The organism is Shewanella sp. ANA-3 (assembly GCF_000203935.1).
Classification (GTDB): Bacteria; Pseudomonadota; Gammaproteobacteria; order Enterobacterales; family Shewanellaceae; genus Shewanella.
Window position 1 is genome coordinate 253808 of record NC_008577.1, and the last position, 15279, is coordinate 269086.

18 protein-coding genes and 1 rRNA gene are annotated in these 15279 nt (G+C 47.2%); 12 read left to right on the forward strand and 7 right to left on the reverse strand.

Annotated elements, in window-relative coordinates:
* Positions 1-14 precede the first annotated feature (14 nt).
* The 6 genes from rpmJ (at position 15) to rplQ (ending at position 3109) form a co-directional block, all read left to right on the forward strand.
* Positions 15-128, forward strand: coding sequence for a 50S ribosomal protein L36 (rpmJ, locus tag SHEWANA3_RS01185; RefSeq protein WP_006083579.1), 114 nt, complete (start codon positions 15-17; stop codon positions 126-128).
* A 115-nt stretch (positions 129-243) separates the two neighbouring features.
* A complete protein-coding gene (gene rpsM / locus SHEWANA3_RS01190; RefSeq protein ID WP_011070630.1) occupies positions 244-600 on the forward strand; it encodes a 30S ribosomal protein S13 in 357 nt (118 codons plus the stop codon).
* A gap of 14 nt (positions 601-614) precedes the next feature.
* A complete protein-coding gene (gene rpsK, locus SHEWANA3_RS01195; protein ID WP_006083577.1) occupies positions 615-1007 on the forward strand; it encodes a 30S ribosomal protein S11 in 393 nt (130 codons plus the stop codon).
* 31 nt (positions 1008-1038) lie between these two features.
* Positions 1039-1659, forward strand: a complete 621-nt coding sequence (gene rpsD / locus SHEWANA3_RS01200) for a 30S ribosomal protein S4 (RefSeq protein WP_011715468.1) — start codon at positions 1039-1041, stop codon at positions 1657-1659.
* Between the two features lie 24 nt (positions 1660-1683).
* On the forward strand, positions 1684-2673 hold the full coding sequence (rpoA, locus tag SHEWANA3_RS01205) for a DNA-directed RNA polymerase subunit alpha (protein ID WP_011070632.1): 990 nt from the start codon (positions 1684-1686) through the stop codon (positions 2671-2673).
* Between the two features lie 40 nt (positions 2674-2713).
* Positions 2714-3109: a 50S ribosomal protein L17 gene (gene rplQ, locus SHEWANA3_RS01210; protein ID WP_011621033.1), complete on the forward strand. Its 396-nt coding sequence runs from the start codon at positions 2714-2716 to the stop codon at positions 3107-3109.
* A 65-nt stretch (positions 3110-3174) separates the two neighbouring features.
* Here the strand turns inward: rplQ and SHEWANA3_RS01215 are convergent, their stop codons facing one another.
* The 6 genes from SHEWANA3_RS01215 to ccmA form a co-directional block, all read right to left on the reverse strand.
* Complete coding sequence (locus tag SHEWANA3_RS01215) at positions 3175-4179, reverse strand: ABC transporter substrate binding protein (RefSeq protein ID WP_011715469.1); 1005 nt, start codon at positions 4177-4179, stop codon at positions 3175-3177.
* A gap of 114 nt (positions 4180-4293) precedes the next feature.
* Positions 4294-4779: a cytochrome c maturation protein CcmE gene (ccmE, locus tag SHEWANA3_RS01220; RefSeq protein ID WP_011715470.1), complete on the reverse strand. Its 486-nt coding sequence runs from the start codon at positions 4777-4779 to the stop codon at positions 4294-4296.
* On the reverse strand, positions 4776-4976 hold the full coding sequence (gene ccmD, locus SHEWANA3_RS01225; protein ID WP_011621036.1) for a heme exporter protein CcmD: 201 nt from the start codon (positions 4974-4976) through the stop codon (positions 4776-4778). Before ccmD ends, ccmE begins: the two co-directional genes overlap by 4 nt.
* Positions 4976-5722 carry a heme ABC transporter permease gene (locus SHEWANA3_RS01230; protein WP_011715471.1) on the reverse strand — a complete coding sequence of 249 codons (747 nt, stop codon included), beginning with the start codon at positions 5720-5722 and terminating at the stop codon, positions 4976-4978. The genes ccmD and SHEWANA3_RS01230 overlap by 1 nt, the downstream gene beginning before the upstream one ends.
* A gap of 1 nt (position 5723) precedes the next feature.
* Positions 5724-6410, reverse strand: a complete 687-nt coding sequence (ccmB, locus tag SHEWANA3_RS01235) for a heme exporter protein CcmB (protein WP_011715472.1) — start codon at positions 6408-6410, stop codon at positions 5724-5726.
* An 11-nt stretch (positions 6411-6421) separates the two neighbouring features.
* Positions 6422-7072, reverse strand: coding sequence for a cytochrome c biogenesis heme-transporting ATPase CcmA (gene ccmA, locus SHEWANA3_RS01240; RefSeq protein ID WP_011715473.1), 651 nt, complete (start codon positions 7070-7072; stop codon positions 6422-6424).
* Between the two features lie 325 nt (positions 7073-7397).
* On the opposite strand from ccmA, the gene SHEWANA3_RS01245 reads away from it, so the two are divergent.
* Complete coding sequence (locus SHEWANA3_RS01245; protein WP_011621040.1) at positions 7398-7697, forward strand: c-type cytochrome; 300 nt, start codon at positions 7398-7400, stop codon at positions 7695-7697.
* An 83-nt stretch (positions 7698-7780) separates the two neighbouring features.
* On the opposite strand, the gene ccmI is transcribed toward SHEWANA3_RS01245, so the two are convergent.
* The gene (gene ccmI / locus SHEWANA3_RS01250; protein ID WP_011715474.1) at positions 7781-9028 is read right to left on the reverse strand and encodes a c-type cytochrome biogenesis protein CcmI; all 1248 of its coding nucleotides are present in this window, start codon (positions 9026-9028) and stop codon (positions 7781-7783) included.
* Between the two features lie 399 nt (positions 9029-9427).
* Here ccmI and SHEWANA3_RS01255 point away from each other — a divergent pair, with 399 nt between their 5' ends.
* The 5 genes from SHEWANA3_RS01255 to SHEWANA3_RS01275 all read left to right on the forward strand — a co-directional run bounded on the left by SHEWANA3_RS01255 (position 9428) and on the right by SHEWANA3_RS01275 (position 15047).
* Entirely contained in the window at positions 9428-11407 is a 1980-nt protein-coding gene (locus SHEWANA3_RS01255) for a heme lyase CcmF/NrfE family subunit (protein ID WP_011715475.1), read from the forward strand.
* Between the two features lie 11 nt (positions 11408-11418).
* Positions 11419-11973 carry a DsbE family thiol:disulfide interchange protein gene (locus SHEWANA3_RS01260; protein ID WP_011715476.1) on the forward strand — a complete coding sequence of 185 codons (555 nt, stop codon included), beginning with the start codon at positions 11419-11421 and terminating at the stop codon, positions 11971-11973.
* On the forward strand, positions 11970-12449 hold the full coding sequence (gene nrfF / locus SHEWANA3_RS01265; protein ID WP_011715477.1) for a heme lyase NrfEFG subunit NrfF: 480 nt from the start codon (positions 11970-11972) through the stop codon (positions 12447-12449). Before SHEWANA3_RS01260 ends, nrfF begins: the two co-directional genes overlap by 4 nt.
* Entirely contained in the window at positions 12446-13027 is a 582-nt protein-coding gene (locus SHEWANA3_RS01270) for a TlpA disulfide reductase family protein (RefSeq protein ID WP_011715478.1), read from the forward strand. The genes nrfF and SHEWANA3_RS01270 overlap by 4 nt, the downstream gene beginning before the upstream one ends.
* 477 nt (positions 13028-13504) lie before the next feature.
* A 16S ribosomal RNA gene (locus SHEWANA3_RS01275) occupies positions 13505-15047 on the forward strand.
* Positions 15048-15279 lie beyond the last annotated feature (232 nt).

Consider the following 15279-nt stretch of genomic DNA (forward strand, 5'->3'; position numbering starts at 1 on the left):
TACGGAGTGATGAAATGAAAGTTCGAGCTTCCGTGAAGAAGATCTGCCGTAACTGCAAGATCGTCAAGCGTAGTGGCGTTGTACGCGTTATCTGTGTTGAACCAAAACACAAACAGCGTCAAGGCTAATTGAAAGATTGTTCAGCCCAGTTTTGGGCTGAACAAAATATTGTTTGCAAATCTGTCAACTGTCGAGTATCCTTTCGGGCTTTTCGCAGTTGGCCTTTAACTTAAGGAGTGCATAGTGGCCCGTATCGCTGGCATTAACATTCCTGATCAAAAGCATACAGTCATCGCATTGACTGCAATTTTCGGCATCGGCCGTACTCGCGCTAGAGCAATCTGCGCAGCTACGTCAATTGCTGAAACTGCTAAGATCAAGGAATTGAGCGAAGCTCAAATCGACACCCTACGCGAAGAAGTTGCCAAATACTTAGTAGAAGGTGACTTACGTCGTGAGATTTCCATGAACATCAAGCGTCTGATGGACCTTGGTTGCTATCGTGGTCTCCGCCATCGTCGTAGCCTGCCTCTTCGTGGGCAACGTACTAAGACCAATGCGCGTACGCGTAAAGGTCCACGTAAACCAATCAAGAAGTAACGGGAAGGTAGACAATGGCTAAAGTTCCGTCACGTTCTCCGCGTAAGCGCGTACGTAAACAGGTTGCAGATGGCATGGCTCATATCCATGCTTCTTTCAACAACACAATTGTCACCATTACAGATCGTCAAGGTAATGCGTTGTCATGGGCTACTTCAGGTGGTTCAGGTTTCCGTGGTTCACGTAAATCTACGCCATTTGCTGCACAGGTAGCTGCTGAGCGTGCAGGTGCTGCTGCTCAAGACTACGGTTTAAAAAACCTTGAAGTGTTTGTGAAGGGTCCAGGTCCAGGTCGTGAATCAGCCATTCGTGCGCTGAACGCTGTTGGTTATAAAATTACCAACATTACCGATGTGACGCCGATCCCTCATAATGGTTGTCGTCCTCCTAAAAAGCGTCGTGTATAACGCGTTTCATTAGGATAGTTGGAGAAAGATCATGGCAAGATACTTGGGTCCCAAGCTCAAGCTCAGCCGCCGAGAAGGTACTGACCTTTTCTTAAAAAGCGGTGTGAGAGCAATCGATTCAAAGTGTAAACTGGAATCTGCACCAGGACAGCATGGCGCTCGTAAGCCACGTCTGTCAGAGTACGGTTTACAGTTACGCGAAAAACAAAAAGTTCGTCGTATTTACGGTGTGTTAGAAAAGCAATTCCGTAACTACTACAAAGAGGCTGCACGTCTGAAAGGCAACACTGGTGAGAACCTGTTGCAACTTTTAGAAACTCGTTTAGATAACGTTGTTTATCGTATGGGTTTCGGTGCGACTCGTGCAGAATCACGTCAGCTAGTAAGCCATAAATCAATTATGGTTAACGGTCGTGTTGTTAACATTCCGTCATTCAAAGTGTCTGCGAATGATGTTGTAAGCATCCGTGAAAAGTCACGCACTCAAGCTCGTATCAAAGCGGCTTTAGAAGTGGCTGCTCAACGCGAGAAGCCTACATGGGTTGAAGTCGACAGCGCGAAAATGGAAGGTGCTTTCAAGCGTATTCCAGAACGTAGCGATTTGTCTGCGGAAATTAACGAACAGCTGATCGTCGAGCTTTACTCTAAGTAAGGCTAACAAACAAGAGAGGACACAATGCAGGGTTCTGTTACAGAATTTCTTAAACCGCGTCTCGTTGATATCGAGCAGGTTAACTCAACACGTGCCAAGGTTACTTTGGAACCGCTTGAGCGTGGTTTCGGCCACACTTTAGGTAACGCGTTGCGTCGCATCCTATTGTCGTCTATGCCCGGCTGCGCGGTTACCGAAGTCGAGATTGACGGCGTACTGCACGAATACAGCAGTAAGGAAGGCGTACAAGAAGATATCCTTGAAATCTTGCTGAACCTGAAAGGGTTAGCAGTGACTATCGAGGGTAAAGACGAGGCTATGCTTACATTAAGCAAGTCCGGCGCAGGCCCTGTCATCGCAGCAGATATCACGCATGATGGTGATGTCACTATCGTGAATCCTGATCATGTTATCTGTCATTTAACAGGTAACAATGATATCAGCATGCGTATTCGCGTTGAGCGTGGTCGTGGTTATGTGCCAGCATCTGCTCGTGCACAGACTGAAGACGATGATCGCCCAATCGGCCGTTTGCTGGTTGATGCTTCTTTCTCGCCAGTTGCACGTATTGCCTACAATGTAGAAGCAGCTCGTGTTGAACAGCGTACTGACTTGGATAAACTCGTTATCGATATGACCACTAACGGTACTATCGATCCTGAGGAAGCTATCCGTCGTTCTGCAACCATCTTAGCTGAACAGCTGGATGCGTTTGTTGAGCTGCGCGACGTGACTGAGCCAGAAATGAAAGAAGAGAAGCCGGAGTTCGATCCGATTCTGTTGCGTCCTGTCGACGATTTAGAGCTAACTGTACGTTCGGCTAACTGTTTGAAAGCCGAAGCGATTCATTACATCGGAGATCTGGTACAGCGTACTGAAGTTGAGCTGCTGAAGACCCCTAACTTAGGTAAGAAGTCTCTTACTGAAATTAAGGACGTTTTAGCTTCTCGCGGACTGTCGTTAGGTATGCGTCTGGAAAACTGGCCTCCAGCTAGTTTAGCAGACGACCTATAAGTCTCAGGTTTGTACAGATTTAGGTTATAAGGATTAGGTCATGCGCCATCGTAAGAGTGGTCGTCAACTTAACCGCAACAGCAGCCACCGCCAAGCTATGTTCCGTAACATGGCAAGCTCACTGGTTCGTCATGAGATCATCAAGACAACCGTAGCTAAAGCGAAAGAACTGCGTCGCGTAGTTGAGCCTCTGATAACACTTGCTAAGAGTGACAGCGTTGCAAACCGTCGTTTAGCGTTTGCACGTACTCGCGACGCTGAAGTCGTAGGTAAGTTATTCACTGAATTGGGTCCACGTTACCAGGAACGTCCTGGTGGCTACACCCGTATCCTTAAGTGCGGTTTACGTGCTGGTGATAAAGCCCCAATGGCTTACATCGAGCTAGTAGGTCGTCCAGAAGCTGCTCAAGCTGTTGAAGTTGAAGCTGCTGAGTAATTAAGGTTACAAAGATTGAAAAACCGGGCTCTAAGCCCGGTTTTTTTGTTTTTAGCGTTTCTTCTTTAATCAACCCAAGTCGTTTGTTTCTCAATTTCCTTTGGCAGTTTGAGTTGCCATTTCTTTATCGCTGCACGGCTAAATCGATATTGGCCAAGAGCATCCGTGATAGGGAAGATGTTCTCAGGCTTTTCTCCTGTGAGTATTCTAAGGGCCATGTCCGCAGCGATTGAGCCATGATGATAGCCATCGAGCACATAGCCACCTAGATTGCCATTGGCATAGATGCTAAATCCCCAAAAGCCGAAATTCGGCACCGGCGTGTGGTTAGCAATCCATTCGAGCAAGTTATCGGCATCCACTGATTGATCGTGTTCATCTCTGACTGCGTGATACAGCGCCACTACAATTGCACTATAACCATTATCCTTTGCCGCTCTGACTTGTTGTTGCCACTCTGCTAATTGGGCTAGCTGGAGAATGTGAACTTCGATATCACTTAACATGCTTGATGGTTGCTTACTGATGTACTCGGCCGCGATTTTCGAAGTATTGCTGCCATCGAAGAGCACTAGGATTTTACGATGCTTGGCTTGTGGCAATAATCTCTCGAGTAAGAGTAAGGAACGCTTGAGTAAGGGGCGCTCTAGCACGCCTGTGAAGCGTCTATGTTCATTTAAATGGTATTCCCGAGGATTCATATTCACCTCGAGGTAAACCACGGGAATTTGGCCGTGATTGAGGCGTTTATGGAGATAATGAACGGCGTTGTCATCGGCAAGGATCACAAGTTGTGGTTGTTGCTCCACAATAAATTGCCAAGCGAGTTCTGCACGCTCGGCGTAGCGCTCTTTAGCTAAGCGCTTAGTGTCCATCTCAAAGTGGCTAACTTGATGTTGTGGTGTCAGTTTATCGGTAATGGCTTGATAGTATTCTTTATCCCACTGATAGCCTTGATGGTAACTTTCGATAACCACCACTTTAGCAGCGTAGAGCATCAGCGGGTGACTGGTGAGCATTAGGAGTAGCAACAGTCGCCATCTTTTGTTAAATGGCTTAATCACATTCATAGACAGCGTCCTGCTGGAAAACTGTCTTGAGTATAGTTCAGCCGTTAATTGTGAATGGACAATAAAAAAGCCTCCGAAGAGGCTCTTTGTTTATCTAAATTTACAGCATGGCGATTATTGCGCCGCCGATTTTTGCTGGCTGTAATCTAACTTTTCATGTTTTTGGCCCATGGCTTCGGCCACTTCTGGCGGCATGTAGTTTTCGTCATGCTTAGCCAGTACTTCGGTTGCGGCCAATTTGCCGTCTTCACCTAATACACCTTGTGCCACAATACCTTGGCCTTCGCGGAACAGATCCGGCAGCAGATCGTCATAGGTCACGAGAATTTCGCCACCTAATGAGTCATGCACGGCAAATTGCACGTGCAGGCTGTTTGGATCGCGCACCATAGAACCAACCGTTACCATACCGCCTACGCGAATACGTTGGCCCGCTTCGGGTTTAACACCGGTATCGGTTTTACCGTGTACGATCTCCGACGGTGTATAGAATAAGTTTAAGTTGGAGTTCAGCGCATACAGCAGAAGCGAAGCAATCGCGGCTACGCCACCGATTAATGCTACAGCTAACGTCAGTCTCTTTTTGCGTCTTGGGTTCACGATTTGGTACTCCTAGTCTCTTTAAGGCGTTCTTCGCGGTTCATCTTCTTCGCGATTTCAATCAGTACTTTGCGCTTTTGGCGCGCACTAGTGATGATCAGCGTCGATAAACAGAAGAAGGTCACGCCATAGGCAAGCCATACATAAAAGGCATAGCCACCCATGTTGAAAAAATCACTGATAGAATCGAATTGCATTATTTGACCTCCTCAGCTTTAGCAAGTTCACGCACCCAAGGGCGCATGCCGTTTCTTGCTAAGATTTCTGCTCTAAATCTCACAATTGTGATAGCCCCTATCATAAGGCCGAAACCTAAAATATTGATTAAAAGTGGGTATAACATTTCGCTCGACATAGTCGATTTAGAGGTAATTTTGATAGTTGATGGTTGATGCAGAGAGCTCCACCATTCAACCGAGTATTTGATGATCGGAATGTTGATCACGCCGACGATCGCTAAGATCCCTGCTGCACGTGCTGCCAGCACTTTGTCTTCGAAGGAAGCATAGAGCGAGATAACGCCCAAGTAGAGGAATAGCAGAACTAATTCAGACGTTAGACGCGCATCCCATACCCACCAAGTCCCCCACATGGGCTTACCCCAAGTCGCACCAGTAAAGAGGGCGATAAAGGTAATCACGGCACCAATAGGTGCAATGGATGCGGCGGCCCAATCAGCCAGTTTAATTTGCCATACGAGGCCGATAAATGCGGCTGTCGCCATACCCATGTAGGCGGCCATTGACATTGAGGCTGCTGGAACATGGATAAAGATAATCCGGTAGCTGTCGCCCTGTTGATAATCTGTTGGAGCAAACATTAATCCCCATACCGTGCCGACGGCAATAAAAAGGCAGGCTAAGGTGGCAAACCATGGAAATAATGTTCCTGATAATTTGTAAGCGCGCTCAGGATCCGCGTAAGGGTGTAACCATTTCCACATTTTAGTTAGTACTCACTCGCAGAGATGCACCAATTGCAAAGGGTGCTAAGGTTAACGAACCGATCAACATGGCGCCAATTATAGCGAGCTGACCATCATAGGGTAAATTCATTCCTGCAGCATCTATGGCGCTGGTCGCGAAAATCAGCACAGGAATATAAAGTGGTAAAATAAGCAGACTCAGTAACACGCCGCCTTTACGCAGACCCACGGTTAGGGCCACACCAATTGCGCCTAAGAGGGATAATACTGGTGTGCCCAGTGCGAGTGTTGCAATCAGCGCACCATAACTGTTGGCGTCTAAATTGAGCAGCACCGCCAGCAAGGGCGCGATAATAATCAGTGGCACGCCAGTCAGTAGCCAGTGGGCTAATACTTTGGCCAATACCAATACCGAGAGTGGCTGTGGGCTGAGTAGCATTTGCTCTAAGCTGCCATCGCTAAAGTCGGCTTTAAATAGACGCTCGAGTGAAAGCATAGACGCCAGTAATGCCGCAACCCAAATAATCCCAGGAGCAATACGGGCTAGCATTTGTGGTTCAGGACCAATTCCCAAAGGGAATAGAGTCACAACCATGATGAAGAATAACAAGGGATTAAAGATATCACCGCGGTGACGAATGGCGATTTTTAGATCCCGCTGTAGTAATGTTAAAAACGCTTGGGTAAAGCTGATGCCTCTTTTCATTATGCCAAACCTTATACGAAGCGATAATCTAGACGAATTTTACGAAGCCTATCATCTTTGATAATGCCCATATCTTGGTGAGTGGTGAGGATCACGCAGCCACCATTATCCGCATGTTGAATAAATAACTGTTCAAGCTCTTCGACACCTCTTTTATCGATTGCGGTAAAAGGCTCATCGAGGATCCACACTTTACAGTCATTGTGCCAGAGTCTGGCTAATGCTGTACGGCGGTGTTGACCAGCGGATAAATGCCCGGCGAGTGCTTCCTCAAACCCGGCTAAATTCACTTTAGCGAGAATGGCGGAAGTATCGAAATCATCATAGCCACTGATTCTTAAATTGAAGTTAAGGTTTTCTTCAGCGGATAATTCGGATTTCACCCCAGCAAGATGGCCTAAATACAATAGGTCTTCGTTATATTCGTCGCGGTAACGGTTAATATCTTCATTGAGATAAAAAGTTTGTCCAGCGTAGGGACGAGATAAGCCTGCCAATATACGTAATAAACTGGTTTTGCCGGCGCCATTTGGGCCTTCGATCTGGACGATATCGCCAGCATTAATATCAAAACTTAATTCATCAAACAGGATGCGTTCTTCGCGGATACATGTCAGCTTGCTCGCCGATACCAGTGTGTTTACTGAAGTTATATTTGTCACTGAACCCTCTATCTCAAGCCGGAAGGAAACACAAGTGATTCTAACACAAACGATATTGCGGGGTTTACACTTGCTTAATACTAGATGTCAGCAATTTGATGTGGTTCCAATAACCGCAATATTTCTCGAACTAATCGAACTTTTTTAATACTTGCTAATATATTAACGAATTTGTCACGCTTGTCGCCTTATATCATTTGTGCTGAGATTCTAATCACAAAAAGATGAGATTTATTGAAGTTTGTAGTAATCTTAGTCCGCTATAATGAGTCTGCCTCAAAGGGCAGCGAGAGCTTTGTACGTATTTGCATTAGGAACATTGAACATGAAAAAACTGTTAGCAATGACTGCAGTCGCTGCTTTGACTATGTCAGTCAACGTTTCAGCTCAAGATGCTGAAGCTATTTTCAACAAGGCATGTACCGTATGCCACAGCATGGGTGTTGCTGGTGCTCCAAAGGCGCACAACGCTGCTGAGTGGGAACCACGCTTAGCAAAAGGTATGGACACTCTGTTACACAGTGTAAAAACTGGCTTAAACGCAATGCCACCAGGTGGTATGTGTACTGATTGTACTGACGAAGATTACAAAGCAGCTATCGAGTTTATGTCTAAAGCTCAGTAATTTTTGCAGTGTTAAAAAAACCGGCATTAGCCGGTTTTTTTATGTCTGCGCTAAGCCGAAACCTAGCGCTAGGCACGGATAACTTATTGCACTTGGGTATCTAACACTAAGCTTGCAGTGTCACCCACATTTACTTTGCTGACTTTGCCTTGAATATCACCTGCCTGAGGTTTGATATTGCCATGCTTAGACAACACCGCGATCACTTCAACACTCGCAGTTTGGCTCAGTTTCACATCGCCACCCATACCTGTGCTGTCATCGAGCGTTACTGTTACCGGTAAAGTTTTTGCGCTCACCTTAGTTGCCGCTAATGGCACTTTAGGACCTTCGGTCGCACGGGCGAAGACGAAGATAGTGTCATCAGGGCCTGCTTGTGCGGCCAGTTCGGGTGAAATTGAAATCGCAATACTTACAGACTTAGTCGCAACTTTTGCCTGCTTGTGGACATCATCGTTAGGCATGCCCGCGGTTTCGCCTTGCATACGCAGGTTTGCCGTTTCAATGGCATTCATCAGCGCGGCGCGGTCTACATCGGTGCGGTCGCTATTGAGAATGGTTTGCCATGAATCAATGGCTTTTTGATAGTTAGCAGTGAAGAAAGCATCCATACCGACGAGCAGTAAGGTTGATGGATCCTGTGGATCTAACGCTAAAGATTCATCAATTAAAGCTTGAATTTGCGGAGTCATTTGCTGACCCGCTTTATAGTACATAGCTGTTGCTTTTGGACCAATTAATTCAGCGTGTTTACCGACTAATTCCATCACCTTATCGAAGGCTGCAACGGCTTTATCGAATTGGTTAGCAGAGATATAAGCGTGACCTAGGCTGAACCAAGCTTGGCTGTTTTCAGGCTCGGCTTGTACTTGTGCCTCCATCATCTGTACGCGTTGTGCCATGATTTGCGCCGCGTCCATACCCGCATGTGGGTTAGCAGGTTGGGTGTTGCCGATATTCTCAAAGGCACCCAAGTGCTGATAGAGGTAACCTGAAATCGCAATCAAGCAGACCGACATGACCGATGGCCATAAAATGCTCTTAGGTTTGATCTGGTTGACGAGTGAATCATCGCTCGCTTGTTTGATGTCTTGGAGCAGGCTGATTTCTAGCTCTTTCTTCAGTGCATCAAATTCAGCTTGGTCGAGCAGTTCTTCATTGAGTTCTTTCTCAAGAGTGGCAAGACGTTCATTGAACAATTCAAGGTTAGTTTGTCTGCGAACGCCGGCTTCTTCAGTGCGTAACAACTTTTGCTGTCTGAAATGCGGGATCCAGATCAGCGTTAAGCTGACCAACACAACAAGCGCAATAAAAATCCAAAATGTCGTCATTGTTTCTATATTCACTTTAGTTTGCATAAAAGCGGTTGTTACCGCCGGCTTGGAAGCAAGATTATACGTAAAGATTATTCATTGAACAGTAATATAAGACCTTCAACGCAGTGAAAACTGAGAGTTGGGCACTGGTTCACAAATTGATCCATCAGGTAAATTTTGTATGAAACTTAAGGCTCATTTATCTGTCACATGCAAAACTGTAGGCCAGTGATGGCTCCATTTCGACAAAAATCGAGAATGAGACAAGTCACCCAGTTTTGTATGAAAGAGGCAGACAGGAACAATAGCAAATACTAAAATGAACAAAATTTCGTGCATTTGTGTGAACAGCATGTTGTGCGTTGGTCTAGAGTCTTTCTAAATCAACATATTATTAGAGACTGAGGAAAACCCATGATCCCAGAACTTGGACACTTTTCGCTGATTATAGGAGTGGCATTCGCCTTCTTATTAGTCAGCGTTCCCCTTATAGGTGTTGCCCGTAAAGACCAATATCTAGTGAGGTATGCTTGGCCGTTAACCTACGGAATGTTCTTTTTTATCGCTTTATCCGTAGTATCTCTTGGTTACAGCTTCGCCGTTGATGACTTCTCCGTTGCCTATGTGGCACATCACTCGAACTCCCAGTTACCTATCTTCTTTAAGATTGCGGCCGTATGGGGCGGTCATGAAGGGTCACTGCTGTTCTGGGTGTTTGCGCTATCGACCTGGGCGGCTTCGGTTGCCTTATTCAGTAAAGGCTTAGAAGAAGTGTTCACCGCTAGGGTTTTAGCTGTACTGGCGCTGATCGTGATTGGCTTTAGCTTATTTATGCTACTCACCTCTAGCCCATTTGAACGCCTATTCCCAATGCCAGCCGAAGGTCGTGACTTAAACCCAATGCTGCAGGACGTGGGCTTAATCTTCCATCCACCTATGCTGTACTTAGGTTATGTGGGCTTCTCGGTAAGCTTCGCGTTTGCGATTGCAGCTCTGATGAGTGGTCACCTTGACTCTGCATGGGCACGTTGGTCACGTCCTTGGACTTTAGCCGCTTGGATTTTCCTCACAGGCGGTATTGCATTAGGTTCTTGGTGGGCATACTACGAATTAGGCTGGGGTGGCTGGTGGTTCTGGGATCCCGTAGAAAACGCTTCCTTTATGCCTTGGTTAGTCGGTACAGCATTAGTGCATTCACTGATCGTGACCGAAAAACGTGGTGCGTTCCGTAACTGGACCGTATTACTGTCTATCTTCGCGTTCTCTTTAAGCTTACTCGGTACCTTTATCGTGCGTTCGGGTGTATTGACCTCAGTACACTCCTTCGCAGCCGATCCAAGCCGCGGTATGTTCATTCTGTTACTGCTGGGTCTTGCGATTGGTGGTTCACTCACGCTGTTCGCCTTCCGCGCCAGTGAAATGAGCAGCCCTGCACGTTTCGAGCTGAAATCAAAAGAAACCATGCTGTTAGTCTGTAACGTGTTACTCACGGTTGCAGCGGGTACTGTGTTGTTAGGAACTCTATATCCACTGCTGATCGATGCCTTAGGCATGGGTAAGATTTCTGTTGGACCTCCATACTTCAATGCTGTGTTTGTGCCTATCGTCCTCGTACTGTTTGGCTTTATGGGTGTCGGTCCAATCATCCGCTGGAAGAAATCCAAAGCCGGTGAGCTCAAACGTCAATTACTGGTGCCTGCATTAGTCTCTGCAGCGATTGGTATCGTGACACCGTTTATTGTGGATGGTGCGTTCAACGCTTGGGTTGCCTGTGGTATCGCCGCTGCGTCTTGGATTGTGTTAGCGACGGCAAGAGCCGCGTATAACATCGTTAAGCCAAAAGAAGGCGAAGTGAGCGTGGCACGTATGGGCCGCAGCGAACTAGGGATGATCTTAGCCCACTTAGGTATTGCCGTGTCGGTGATTGGTGCCACTATGGTATCGAACTACTCGGTTGAGAAGAGTGTGCGTATGGGCCCAGGCGTGAGCCAAGAGCTTGCGGGCTATACCTTTAAGTATCTCGAGACTAAGAACGTCGTAGGTCCTAACTACACCGCGCAACAAGGTCAAATTGAGATCTACAAAGGCGATAAACTGCTGACGTTGCTCAAGCCTGATCGTCGCCAATACAATGTGCGTACTATGGACATGACCGAAGCGGGTATCGATTGGGGTCTGTTCCGTGACTTATATGTCACCATGGGCGACCCAATCAGCAGCACTGAGTTTGCTGTGCGTTTGAACTACAAGCCATTTGTTCGTTGGTTATGGTTTGGAGCAATATTCATGATGGTTGGTGGTTTCTTCGCCGCATCGGATAAACGCTATCGCTCAAAAGTGGCGGCTACGGTTAAGCCACAAGCTGAAAAAGCGAAATTAGCTACCGCGCAATAGTTGGGGAATATATGAAGAAGTTGGTTCTGTTTATCCCATTAGTCATCTTTCTTGGCATGGGGGTATTTTTATACAAAGGATTGTTTTTAAATCCACAGAAACTGGATTCAGCTCTGGAAGGAAAGCCGATCCCGGCTTTCCAACTGGAACGTCTCGAAACACCAAGCGAGATGATTACCAATGAGCAACTGAAAGGCAAAGTCTCACTACTCAACGTATGGGCCACTTGGTGTCCATCTTGTAAGTATGAGCATCCTTTCTTAGTCATGCTGAAACGCCAAAATATTCTGCCTATCTACGGGATTAACTACCGCGACGAGCGTATTCCCGCATTGGAAGAATTAAAACGTCAAGGCGATCCGTACCATACCAACATCTTCGATAAGGATGGCCGTTTAGGATTAGACCTCGGGGTTTATGGTGCGCCAGAAAGCTTTATTGTCGATCATAAAGGCATCATTCGTTTCCGTTACGCCGGTCCAATCGACCAGCGCGTATGGAGCGAAACTTTGTACCCCATGATCCAACAACTACAAGCTGAAGCGGCGAAGGATGGTGCAGCGTGAGAACACTGACAAAAATCATCGGTGGTTTAGTGTTGTTGCTGAGTATGGCAACAGCGGCCATGGCGACACCCGTCGATACTTACGAGTTTAAATCGCCAGAAAACCAAAAACGTGGTTTATCGCTGGCCCATGAACTGCGTTGTCCGCAATGTCAAAACCAAAACCTGATCGACTCTAACTCACCCGTTGCCCGAGATCTGCGTCTTGAAGTCTACAAGATGGTTGATGAAGGCAAGGGCGATGATGAGATCATCGAGTTTATGACGAGCCGCTATGGTGAGTTCGTTCTCTACAAACCTAAAATGGAAACCAAAACCTATATTCTTTGGTTAGGTCCAGTGGGTTTGTTGCTGCTCGGTCTGATCATTGGCTTCATCTTTATCCGCAAGCAACGTATCGGTGGCTGCACTGAGGCCGAGATCAGCGCCGAAGATCAAAAAGCGCTCGATGCTTTATTAAAGCGTGATACTAAATGAAGTCATTTGCCTTAGCTGCAATCCTTGCGAGTCTGTCTGTTGCCTTTGCTGGTGGTGCCCAAGCGTACCCCGGCATGCAGCAGGCAAACAAGCCGATAGAGTCGACAGTCGATCTGATTAACGTTCTACCCAAGACTTATCCTATCGATCCCGTCGCTTTTAGCGATGTCGATGGCAAGGCGATCGATTTCAGCCAATATAAAGGCAAAGTCGTGATGGTGAACATGTGGGCGACTTGGTGTCCTCCCTGTGTCAGAGAGTTACCTGCGATTGAACGCTTGGCGACAAAGTTTAAAGCAGAAGAGTTTGCACTATTACCTATCTCTATCGATGCGGATGGCAAACAACAGGTTCAGCCATTTTTAACCTCATTAGGAATGGCAAACTTTAATTCCTACTATGATCCCCAGCAAAACCTTGGGCAGGTGTTTCCATTAGATACTATCCCTGCGACCTTTATTCTCGATCAAAACGGTCAATTGATCGCGTTTGTGAGATCATTTGTCGACTGGGATGATGCAAAAGCCGTATCGCTGATCCAAGGTTTTATCGATAAAGGCGCGAAAAAGCTGAATTAAGCAGCAGATTGCGCGTAAATAGAACGCCATTGTAGAAAAGATCGCCATGCGATCTTTTTTCTTTTAAAAAGCCCTTGCACAAAAAGTTCTGCTGCCTATAATGCGCATCCACTGACACGGCAGACAGCGAAAGCAAGCGCGGTGACAGTGCGAATCGAATGCAAAATGTGCAGTTGATTCGAAAGCATCAAGAAGTTTGTAAAAACGCCTTGACGCGACAAGGGAAATGCGTAGAATACGCAGCCCTGACCCGCTGAGCGGTAACGCGAAAGCTGAGGTCAAATGCTCTTTAACAATCTAAACAAGAAATCTGTGTGGACACTCACAGGTGTTGAGTTAATCGAAATTACTCTGCCGTTTGGCGAGTAATCAAAATTTAAATCAATGAATGAGTGTTCATAGCAATATGTACAACGACTTATTAAGTTAAGTCGATTCAGAATTCATTGAGTCGAATCTTCGGATTCAAAAAACTTTTAATTGAAGAGTTTGATCATGGCTCAGATTGAACGCTGGCGGCAGGCCTAACACATGCAAGTCGAGCGGCAGCACAAGGGAGTTTACTCCTGAGGTGGCGAGCGGCGGACGGGTGAGTAATGCCTAGGGATCTGCCCAGTCGAGGGGGATAACAGTTGGAAACGACTGCTAATACCGCATACGCCCTACGGGGGAAAGAGGGGGACTTTCGGGCCTCTCGCGATTGGATGAACCTAGGTGGGATTAGCTAGTTGGTGAGGTAATGGCTCACCAAGGCGACGATCCCTAGCTGTTCTGAGAGGATGATCAGCCACACTGGGACTGAGACACGGCCCAGACTCCTACGGGAGGCAGCAGTGGGGAATATTGCACAATGGGGGAAACCCTGATGCAGCCATGCCGCGTGTGTGAAGAAGGCCTTCGGGTTGTAAAGCACTTTCAGTAGGGAGGAAAGGTTGTAAGTTAATACCTTGCAGCTGTGACGTTACCTACAGAAGAAGGACCGGCTAACTCCGTGCCAGCAGCCGCGGTAATACGGAGGGTCCAAGCGTTAATCGGAATTACTGGGCGTAAAGCGTGCGCAGGCGGTTTGTTAAGCGAGATGTGAAAGCCCCGGGCTCAACCTGGGAATTGCATTTCGAACTGGCAAACTAGAGTCTTGTAGAGGGGGGTAGAATTCCAGGTGTAGCGGTGAAATGCGTAGAGATCTGGAGGAATACCGGTGGCGAAGGCGGCCCCCTGGACAAAGACTGACGCTCAGGCACGAAAGCGTGGGGAGCAAACAGGATTAGATACCCTGGTAGTCCACGCCGTAAACGATGTCTACTCGGAGTTTGGTGTCTTGAACACTGGGCTCTCAAGCTAACGCATTAAGTAGACCGCCTGGGGAGTACGGCCGCAAGGTTAAAACTCAAATGAATTGACGGGGGCCCGCACAAGCGGTGGAGCATGTGGTTTAATTCGATGCAACGCGAAGAACCTTACCTACTCTTGACATCCAGAGAATTCGCTAGAGATAGCTTAGTGCCTTCGGGAACTCTGAGACAGGTGCTGCATGGCTGTCGTCAGCTCGTGTTGTGAAATGTTGGGTTAAGTCCCGCAACGAGCGCAACCCCTATCCTTATTTGCCAGCGCGTAATGGCGGGAACTCTAGGGAGACTGCCGGTGATAAACCGGAGGAAGGTGGGGACGACGTCAAGTCATCATGGCCCTTACGAGTAGGGCTACACACGTGCTACAATGGCGAGTACAGAGGGTTGCAAAGCCGCGAGGTGGAGCTAATCTCACAAAGCTCGTCGTAGTCCGGATTGGAGTCTGCAACTCGACTCCATGAAGTCGGAATCGCTAGTAATCGTGGATCAGAATGCCACGGTGAATACGTTCCCGGGCCTTGTACACACCGCCCGTCACACCATGGGAGTGGGCTGCAAAAGAAGTGGGTAGCTTAACCTTCGGGAGGGCGCTCACCACTTTGTGGTTCATGACTGGGGTGAAGTCGTAACAAGGTAGCCCTAGGGGAACCTGGGGCTGGATCACCTCCTTACCTATACGACTAACTCGATGTTTGTTGAGTGTTCACACAGATGGCTTGTTGAACTTCTCGAAAGAGGAGGGAGAGCGAAATGCACCGCATGCCGGTAAGCATTGTTCTTTAACAATTTGGAAAGCTGATAGTAATTAATACAATGATGTCTGTCGTTGTGTTAATACGAAAAAAATTGAGTTCTTAAAACACTTTTTAAGTGTCTTGAATATTCAAGTCTAAGGCGAGTCCA

Coding starts and splice junctions, on each gene's coding strand:
- ccmB (WP_011715472.1), bottom strand. CDS start 6,410: ATGAAAAGAGGCATCAGCTTTACCCAAGCGTTTTTAACATTACTACAG.
- rpsD (WP_011715468.1), top strand. CDS start 1,039: ATGGCAAGATACTTGGGTCCCAAGCTCAAGCTCAGCCGCCGAGAAGGT.
- rplQ (WP_011621033.1), top strand. CDS start 2,714: ATGCGCCATCGTAAGAGTGGTCGTCAACTTAACCGCAACAGCAGCCAC.
- SHEWANA3_RS01230 (WP_011715471.1), bottom strand. CDS start 5,722: ATGTGGAAATGGTTACACCCTTACGCGGATCCTGAGCGCGCTTACAAA.
- ccmD (WP_011621036.1), bottom strand. CDS start 4,976: ATGCAATTCGATTCTATCAGTGATTTTTTCAACATGGGTGGCTATGCC.
- SHEWANA3_RS01215 (WP_011715469.1), bottom strand. CDS start 4,179: ATGAATGTGATTAAGCCATTTAACAAAAGATGGCGACTGTTGCTACTC.
- rpsK (WP_006083577.1), top strand. CDS start 615: ATGGCTAAAGTTCCGTCACGTTCTCCGCGTAAGCGCGTACGTAAACAG.
- rpoA (WP_011070632.1), top strand. CDS start 1,684: ATGCAGGGTTCTGTTACAGAATTTCTTAAACCGCGTCTCGTTGATATC.
- SHEWANA3_RS01270 (WP_011715478.1), top strand. CDS start 12,446: ATGAAGTCATTTGCCTTAGCTGCAATCCTTGCGAGTCTGTCTGTTGCC.
- rpmJ (WP_006083579.1), top strand. CDS start 15: ATGAAAGTTCGAGCTTCCGTGAAGAAGATCTGCCGTAACTGCAAGATC.
- SHEWANA3_RS01245 (WP_011621040.1), top strand. CDS start 7,398: ATGAAAAAACTGTTAGCAATGACTGCAGTCGCTGCTTTGACTATGTCA.
- SHEWANA3_RS01255 (WP_011715475.1), top strand. CDS start 9,428: ATGATCCCAGAACTTGGACACTTTTCGCTGATTATAGGAGTGGCATTC.
- SHEWANA3_RS01260 (WP_011715476.1), top strand. CDS start 11,419: ATGAAGAAGTTGGTTCTGTTTATCCCATTAGTCATCTTTCTTGGCATG.
- ccmI (WP_011715474.1), bottom strand. CDS start 9,028: ATGACGACATTTTGGATTTTTATTGCGCTTGTTGTGTTGGTCAGCTTA.